At 49.5% G+C, this 7,263-nt stretch carries 5 protein-coding genes and 2 pseudogenes; 1 reads left to right on the plus strand and 6 read right to left on the minus strand.

Translation table 11 applies throughout. From position 1 onward, the window contains the following. The 6 genes and pseudogenes from WKT12_RS16050 to WKT12_RS16075 all read right to left on the minus strand — a co-directional run. Positions 1-248, minus strand: a pseudogene (locus WKT12_RS16050) (efflux RND transporter periplasmic adaptor subunit); the annotation flags it as partial. Then, the gene (locus WKT12_RS16055) at positions 248-1,291 is read right to left on the minus strand and encodes an ABC transporter permease (RefSeq protein ID WP_005809236.1); all 1,044 of its coding nucleotides are present in this window, start codon (positions 1,289-1,291) and stop codon (positions 248-250) included. The gene WKT12_RS16055 and the pseudogene WKT12_RS16050, both read right to left, overlap by 1 nt. Before the next feature lie 2 nt (positions 1,292-1,293). Then, positions 1,294-1,521: pseudogene (locus tag WKT12_RS16060) on the minus strand (hypothetical protein); the annotation flags it as partial. A gap of 121 nt (positions 1,522-1,642) precedes the next feature. Further along, positions 1,643-3,001 carry an efflux transporter outer membrane subunit gene (locus WKT12_RS16065; RefSeq protein WP_005809240.1) on the minus strand — a complete coding sequence of 453 codons (1,359 nt, stop codon included), beginning with the start codon at positions 2,999-3,001 and terminating at the stop codon, positions 1,643-1,645. Further along, entirely contained in the window at positions 3,002-6,115 is a 3,114-nt protein-coding gene (locus tag WKT12_RS16070; protein ID WP_005809243.1) for an efflux RND transporter permease subunit, read from the minus strand. It lies immediately after the preceding gene. Further along, entirely contained in the window at positions 6,112-7,137 is a 1,026-nt protein-coding gene (locus WKT12_RS16075; RefSeq protein WP_274666715.1) for an efflux RND transporter periplasmic adaptor subunit, read from the minus strand. Before WKT12_RS16075 ends, WKT12_RS16070 begins: the two co-directional genes overlap by 4 nt. Between WKT12_RS16075 and WKT12_RS16080 the strand changes: the two genes are divergently transcribed. Continuing rightward, the gene (locus WKT12_RS16080) at positions 7,033-7,263 is read left to right on the plus strand and encodes a hypothetical protein (protein ID WP_340320299.1); all 231 of its coding nucleotides are present in this window, start codon (positions 7,033-7,035) and stop codon (positions 7,261-7,263) included. The two genes, WKT12_RS16075 and WKT12_RS16080, sit on opposite strands and share 105 nt — an antisense overlap.

A 7,263-nucleotide genomic window follows, 5' to 3' on the forward strand; every position in this document is an offset into this window, starting at 1 on the left:
TCTCCTATGCGCACTTTATCTCCTATCGAAACATTAATCTTGTCCAGGACTCCCGATATCTGCGATTTTATTTCGATCTCCTTCATCGGAAAAACATTGCCGGATATGTTTATTTCCTCTTTGATCTCGCGATATTGTGGTTGTGTAGTTTCGTAAATTGCCTTTGTACCTCTTAGCGAAGAACGAAAAGCAACAAATGCCAGTGTGGCGGAAAAGATGCAAATTAATATAATCTTAAATGTCTTCATTATCCTATATTTTCGTTTCTAATGGCGTCAATGGGTTGTATAACAGATGCTTTCATAGCCGGAAATGCTCCGGCAATGACACCGGACAAAATCAAGATAACCAAAGCGAGAACAGCTACATTTATATCTATTTCTGCATGCTTTATCATTGTCGCGTGACGGGCGCTTTCGAGCAACCAATTTATAATCTCAAGAATAGCTGCACCTGATATCAATCCGATGATACCGGAGATTACAGTTATGATGACAGATTCCGTCAGCATTAACACAAGAATGGATTTAGGAGTTGCTCCTACAGCCTTACGGATGCCTATTTCGCTACTCCTTTCTTTGATCACGACAAACATGATGTTGCTTACTCCAACAATACCACTTATCAGAAAACAAATTCCTACGATCCAGATAAACATTTTCAATCCATCAAAGAGTCCCTCAAAAGCAGATGTTTGTGTCTCAAAATTGATTATCTGTAAGGCTTGCTTATCAGAATAAGCAAATTGGTATTTATTAGCGATGAAGGCTCTCAGCTCATTCTCAAATCGCTTGGAATCAACTTCTTTGTTCAGATATAAACAGAAAGCGCGCAATGGAGTCTTATTGTCAATACAGTTTATGTAACTTGAGAAGGGCACATATACCGAATTGATTTCCGAAGCGCTGAAAATATCATCATTCTTTAGTACGCCTATCACCTTAAAATCAATACCGGCAATGTTGATCGACTTACCCAACGCTTTTTGATTATTAAATAAGGTCGTACTGACATTTTCGCCGATAATGGTAACATTACGGGTATTCTCGTCATCTCCTTTATTAAAATATCGTCCATCTTCGTTGATTTTAAGTATCTTAATTCCCATATAGTTTTCATTGATTCCTATAATCTTAAAAAGTCCGCTTTTAGCTTTATTCATCACTTGCGAATAAGGTCCTGTTATTTCAGGCGAAATAGCTTTTATCCCCGGGAACTGTTTCTTTATGCGGTTAAGAAAATGCAAATCGAAATGCAATTGTTCCCCTTCTCTGATATTCTTATACTTCACCCAGAATCCTCATCATTCCATACCATGACGGATTCACCATAAGTTACTAACGTGGTCACATAGCGGTGTGTGGTATTGATATTGTGCTGGGTTTGAAAAATAGCGATTGATTCATTCTCTATTTTCTGTACACGACTACGCTCGTGCAGAACAATAGCGACCATGCTGCCAATGATCGCCATTAAAAGAAAGTATCCTATAAATATTTTATGCTGCAAAAGTATTTTCATTGGCTTGATATTTTACAATCCAAATATTGCTTTCGTACAATATCTACATGCGGCAGAATCACGAAAAATATCCGAGATGAATAACACTAATAATAATTTCAAATTTTTCTATTTATTGCAGTTACATTCCTCCTCCCAACACATGATAAAGTTTGATTACACTTTGTATGCGTTCAAAACGAGTTTGTAGCTGTTGCACTTCCGCTTCGAGAAGAGACTGTTGGGCGGTCAACACTTCCAGATAGGTGGCATTGGAATGACGCATAAGCGATTCTGTCTTTCGCACAGCATCGCATAATGTTTCAACCTGTCGAGCATTGATTTCAATTTGCGATTTTGCCGTCTGCCATGCAGTCAGAGCATCGTTCACTTCTTTTCCAGCGTTCAGCAATGATTGCCGGAACAACAGTTTGGCTTCTTCCTGACGGCTTTTGGCTATCTTCAAGTTGGCGATGTTTGTGCCCCGGTTGAATAAGGGCTGTGTCAGGGAACCGATGGCATTGAGCAACCATTGTCCGGGATTTACGATTACGCCACCGCCGTTATTAGTCCATCCAAGAGTCCCCGAGAGGGTAATATTGGGATAGAAGGCGGCACGAGCCGCATTGGTGGCGTAGAACGCCTGCGCCAGTTCCATTTCAGCCTGACGCACGTCGGGACGGTTGGAAAGCAGTTGCAAAGGGACTCCAATCGAGACAGTATCGGGGAAAGCAGCCTCGGCCAGATTACTTCGTCCAATCGAGTGTGACGGCATGGCAAGTATCGCAGACAGGGCATTTTCTGTTTCGGAAATACTCTTGCGTATGGATAACAGGGATGCTTCGAGTCGCATCACGTTCGCCTTTGCCTGCAATACGCCGGCTTCGTTTGATTTCCCCACTTTTTTCAACGCTTCAAGAGTACGTACGGTAGTCCGCCAGTTCTCCAAAGTCCGGTTACTTATTGCCATTTGTGCGTCAAGCATGGCAAGGGTGTAGTAACTGTCTGCAATAGTGGCGACAAGCTGTGTCTGTACGGCCTGCCGGTAGGCACGGCTTCCTTGTAACGCGGCGGCTGCACCACGCTTTGCCGCCGTAAGTTTGCCGAAGATGTCCAGTTCCCAGCTTGCCGACGCTCCCACATTATATGTCTTTGCCGTTGCTCCGTCATGTTTATTGGCATTACCTTCGGCAGTCAGTCCCAGTGATGGAAGATATGATAGTCTGGCAGTCATCAGGACGGCTTCTGTCGCTTCCACGCGTAACCGTGCCACATTGAGGTCTGTGTTCCGTTCAAGTCCGGTTTCAATCAAGGACTGGAGTTTCGGGTCGGTAAACATTTCCCGCCACGACAGGGACGCGATGGTCGTTGTATCAATGTCCGCCGGTACGTCCCGATACAGATTCTCCGTTGAGAGGTCAGGACGATGATACCGGCTGTATGTGCCACAACCGGCAAACATCCATCCTGACAATATGATATATATTACTGTCTTCTTCATTTAATTATGCTTAACACGTTCTTGAATATATTGGAATACAATAAACAATGACGGCACAAGGAACAACAGAGCCAAAGTACCGACAATCATTCCACCGATTACACCTGTGGCAAGCGAACGGCTGCCGTTGGCACCCACTCCGTGCGCCATCATCAGCGGGACAAGACCGAACACCATGGACAGCACAGTCATCAATATAGGGCGCAGGCGGACTTTTGCCGCACTGTATGCTGCCTGTGCCAGCGTCATGCCTTCCGACCGCCGCTTGCCGGCGTATTCGGTAAGCAGGATGGCGGTCTTGGCAAGCAGGCCGATAATCATGATTAATCCGGTCTGCATGTAGATGTTGTTCTCCAGACCGAAGAGCCACGCAAACAGGAAACTGCCCATTAGTCCGCAAGGCACCGACAACAGAACCGCGAAGGGTATGAACACGCTCTCATACAAGGCGCACAGAATCAGATAGACCAGAACCATGCAGAGCAGGAATATAAGCGTGGCATTGTTGGTCGTCTTGCTTTCCTCACGCGAAATGCCGCCAAACTCGTATGTGTAATTTGACGGAAGCACTTCACGTGCCGTCTCGCCGATGGCTTCGAGCACCTGCCCTGAACTGTAACCCTGCGCCGGCGACCCGCTAATCGAGATGGCGTTGAACAGGTTGAAACGGGTGAGGTCTGACGGGCCGTTGGTCTTGGTCAGGCGCACGAACCGGCTCAAAGGCGACATGCCGCCATCGGAGGCGCGCACATACATGTGGTGCAGGGATTCCGCATTCACACGATATTCCGCCGGAGCCTGCATGGTCACATGGTAGAGCTTGGAGAACCGGTTAAAGTCGGAAACATATTGTCCGGTATAATAGCCCGACAATGTGGAAAGCACATCTGCGGGCGACACACCCGACTGCTCACATTTGGCGGCATCGATATCCACCCAGTATTGCGGATAGTCCGTGGCAAAGGAGGAATAGACTTCGCCGATTTCGGGTCGTTGCGACAAGGCTTCGACAAACTTGTCCGCCTCTTCCTTGAAAGCGGCGATGTTTCCGCCCGCCTTGTCCTGCAAATAAAGCTCGAAACCGTTTCCCATGCCGTACCCGGCAATCATCGGAGGCGACATGGCGAACACCGTGGCATCGGGAATATCTGAAGTGGCGGCATAAATCTTTCCGATGACATCATTCACCGACTGCCCCTCTCCCTTACGATCCTCCCAGTCTTTGAGTGTCACGAAATACATCGCCTGCGAGGGACCGGAACCGCTGAAAGAGAAACCGGCTACCGCACCGCTGTATTCAATCTCGCCGATGCTGTCGAGACGGCTGTTGATACGCTCCATCACCTTACTTGTCTGAGCCATGGATGTGCCGGGCTTCGTGTTCATGCTCACCATGACCGTCCCGGTGTCCTCTTCGGGAATAAGTCCCGTCTTTGTGACATTGACCAGCAGCACCAGCAACCCGAAAGAAATGCCTATGATGCTCCACAACAGCCATCGGCGATGGATAATGAACATCACTCCACGTACATAGCGTCGGCTCAGACTGTCGAAGACGGCATTGAACGCTTTACGGAAACGGGCTGCAAAATTGTTCTTAGTGTTGCCCTGCTCATCGATATAGGGTTTCAGCAGCAGCGCGCAAAGTGCCGGTGAGAGTGTGAAGGCATTGACTGCCGAGATTCCCACGGCAACAGCCATCGTGATACCGAACTGCGTGTAGAACGCTCCCGAAGTCCCGCCCATCATGGCTACGGGGAAAAACACTGCCATAAAGATTATGGTAGAGGTCAGGATAGCCGACGAAACGCCTTTCATGGCATCATCAGCCGCGAGAACTGCTGATTGATAGCCCTCATCGAACTTCGCCTGCACCGCTTCCACCACCACAATGGCATCATCGACCACGGTTCCGATGGCAAGCACAAGCGCGAACAGGGTGAGCAGGTTGATGGAGAATCCAATCATGGACATCACGGCAAATGTGCCGATGATGGAAACGAAGATGGATATGGTAGGGATAAGCGTTGACTTGATGTCCTGCAAGAACACATACACCACCACGATGACCAGAAGTATCGCTTCCAATAAGGTGCGGAGGACAGAGTGGATGGAGGCATACAGGAACTTGTTGGTATCGGTAAGCACCACGAATTCCGTCCCTTCGGGCAAGTCCCGGCTAAGGTCGTCAAGCACTTCGTGAATCTCCTTGATGGTGCTTGATGCATTGGACCCGGCTTTCTGGTTGATGAGCATCATAGCTGCCGGATGCCCGTTCACCTCGGAGGAATAGTTGTAGTATTCATCGCCCAGTTCCACATCGGCAACCTCTTTCAACCGAAGCACATTGCCGCCCGGCAGTGACTTGACGACCAGCTCACCGAACTCTTCCGCTCCGGACAAGCGTCCGCGGTATTTCATCGTGTATTCATTGGCGGTAGGATGATTGGCACCGAAGGAGCCGGTGGCGGCCTCGATGTTCTGTCGTGCAAGTACGGCAGAGATGTCATCGGGGATAAGCCCGTATTGCGCCATCTTGTCGGGACGCAGCCAAAGTCGCATGCTGTAGTTGGAACCGAACAACTGTGCCTTTCCCACGCCGCTGATACGTTTCAGCCTCGGCTCGACATTGATTTTCACGTAATTGCTCAGGAAGGTCTGGTCGAAGCGGTCATCGGGCGAATAGAGCGCGAAAGTCATCAGTTCGGCATTCTGCTGCTTTTCAGTGGTGACACCGGTCTTGGTGGCTTCCGCCGGAAGTTGGCTCAGTGCGCCGTTCACGCGGTTCTGCACGTTTACCGCCGCCATGTCCGCGTTGGTTCCCTGTTTGAAATAGATGTTGATGGAAGCATCTCCCGTATTCGATGCCGTGGAAGTCATATAGGTCATGTCTTCCACTCCGTTGATGGCTTCTTCCAGAGGGGTTATCACTGCCTTCTGCACGGTTTCAGCGTTTGCTCCCGGATAAGTTGCGAATACGTTGATGGTCGGAGGTGCGATGTCGGGGTATTGTTCCACCGGCAAGGAAAACATGGAAATCATGCCCAACAGTACAATCACCACCGAGATAACGCCCGAAAACACCGGGCGGTCTATAAAAAATCGCAGGTTCATTTCGTTTCGTTTTTAGGGGTTATGCTCATGCCTTCTCTCACCAGTCCCACGCCTTCGGCGACAATGGTGTCACCGACCGAAAGACCTTCTTTTACGATAAACCGGTTGCCGTCGTTCAGGCGGTCCACCGTGAGATAGGCGGCTTCCGCCTGTCCGTTTTTCAGACGGTAAGCGATAATCTTGTCCTGCAGTTCCACGGTGGCGGTCATGGGAATGGTTACGGCCTCCGTTTTCGGGTTTTGAAGGATGACATTGCCGATGCTGCCACTCAACAGTTCGCGGTCGGGATTGGGGAACAGGGCTTTGATTTGTACCGTTCCGGTAACAGGATCCACCACGCCGCTTACGGTTTCAATACGTCCTTTCGCCTTGTACAGGCTGCCGTCGTTGAGTTGCAGGCCCACTTCCGGCGTCCCGGCTATCATGCTGTCAATCGAGCCATAGCGAGCCGAATATCGCCGTAGCATATTCTCCGAAATGGAGAAATAGGCATACATCTCCGCATTGTCGGACACGACCGTGAAAGGCTGTGCCATATTGGGACCGACAAGCGCACCGATGCGATAGGGCAATGTGCCTACTACTCCGTTGCTCGGGCTTTTGATTTCCGTATAGGAGAGATTGTTGCGTGCATCCGATTCTTGTGCCTTTGCCTGTTCGAGTTCAGCACACGCCACTGCCAGTTGGTTCCGGGCGAGAGAAAGCTCGTAGTCGGATATGACCTTCTCGTCAAACAATGCCTGCTTGCCCCGCAGCTCGATTCTTGCCGTTTCCACTTTTGCCTGTGCCGCGCTGACATTGGCCTGCGCCGTGCGTAATGCCGCCCGATAGGGCACTTGGTCAATTACAGCCAATACTTGACCGGTCTTCACCCGTTCACCCTCTTTCACTTTCAGACGGATAATGCGCCCGGATATTTGCGGCAGGATGTCCACATCCTGCCGTCCGCGTATGGCGGCGGAATAGGACTCGGAGATTTCCACCGGACTTGCCGCGACCTTTATGACCCGATAACTCTGCACCGCATCCTGCTTGCCGTCCGCCTGCCTGCATCCGGTCGGCAGGAACAGCATGAGAGCAAATGCGGCGAAATTCGTGATAATGAATTGCTTGTTCATATTTTCTTCTTGTTTTGTATTAATTCATAA

The organism is Phocaeicola sp. HCN-6420 (assembly GCF_037890145.1).
In the GTDB taxonomy this organism is placed as follows: domain Bacteria; phylum Bacteroidota; class Bacteroidia; order Bacteroidales; family Bacteroidaceae; genus Phocaeicola.

Coding starts and splice junctions, on each gene's coding strand:
- WKT12_RS16065 (WP_005809240.1), bottom strand. CDS start 3,001: ATGAAGAAGACAGTAATATATATCATATTGTCAGGATGGATGTTTGCC.
- WKT12_RS16070 (WP_005809243.1), bottom strand. CDS start 6,115: ATGAACCTGCGATTTTTTATAGACCGCCCGGTGTTTTCGGGCGTTATC.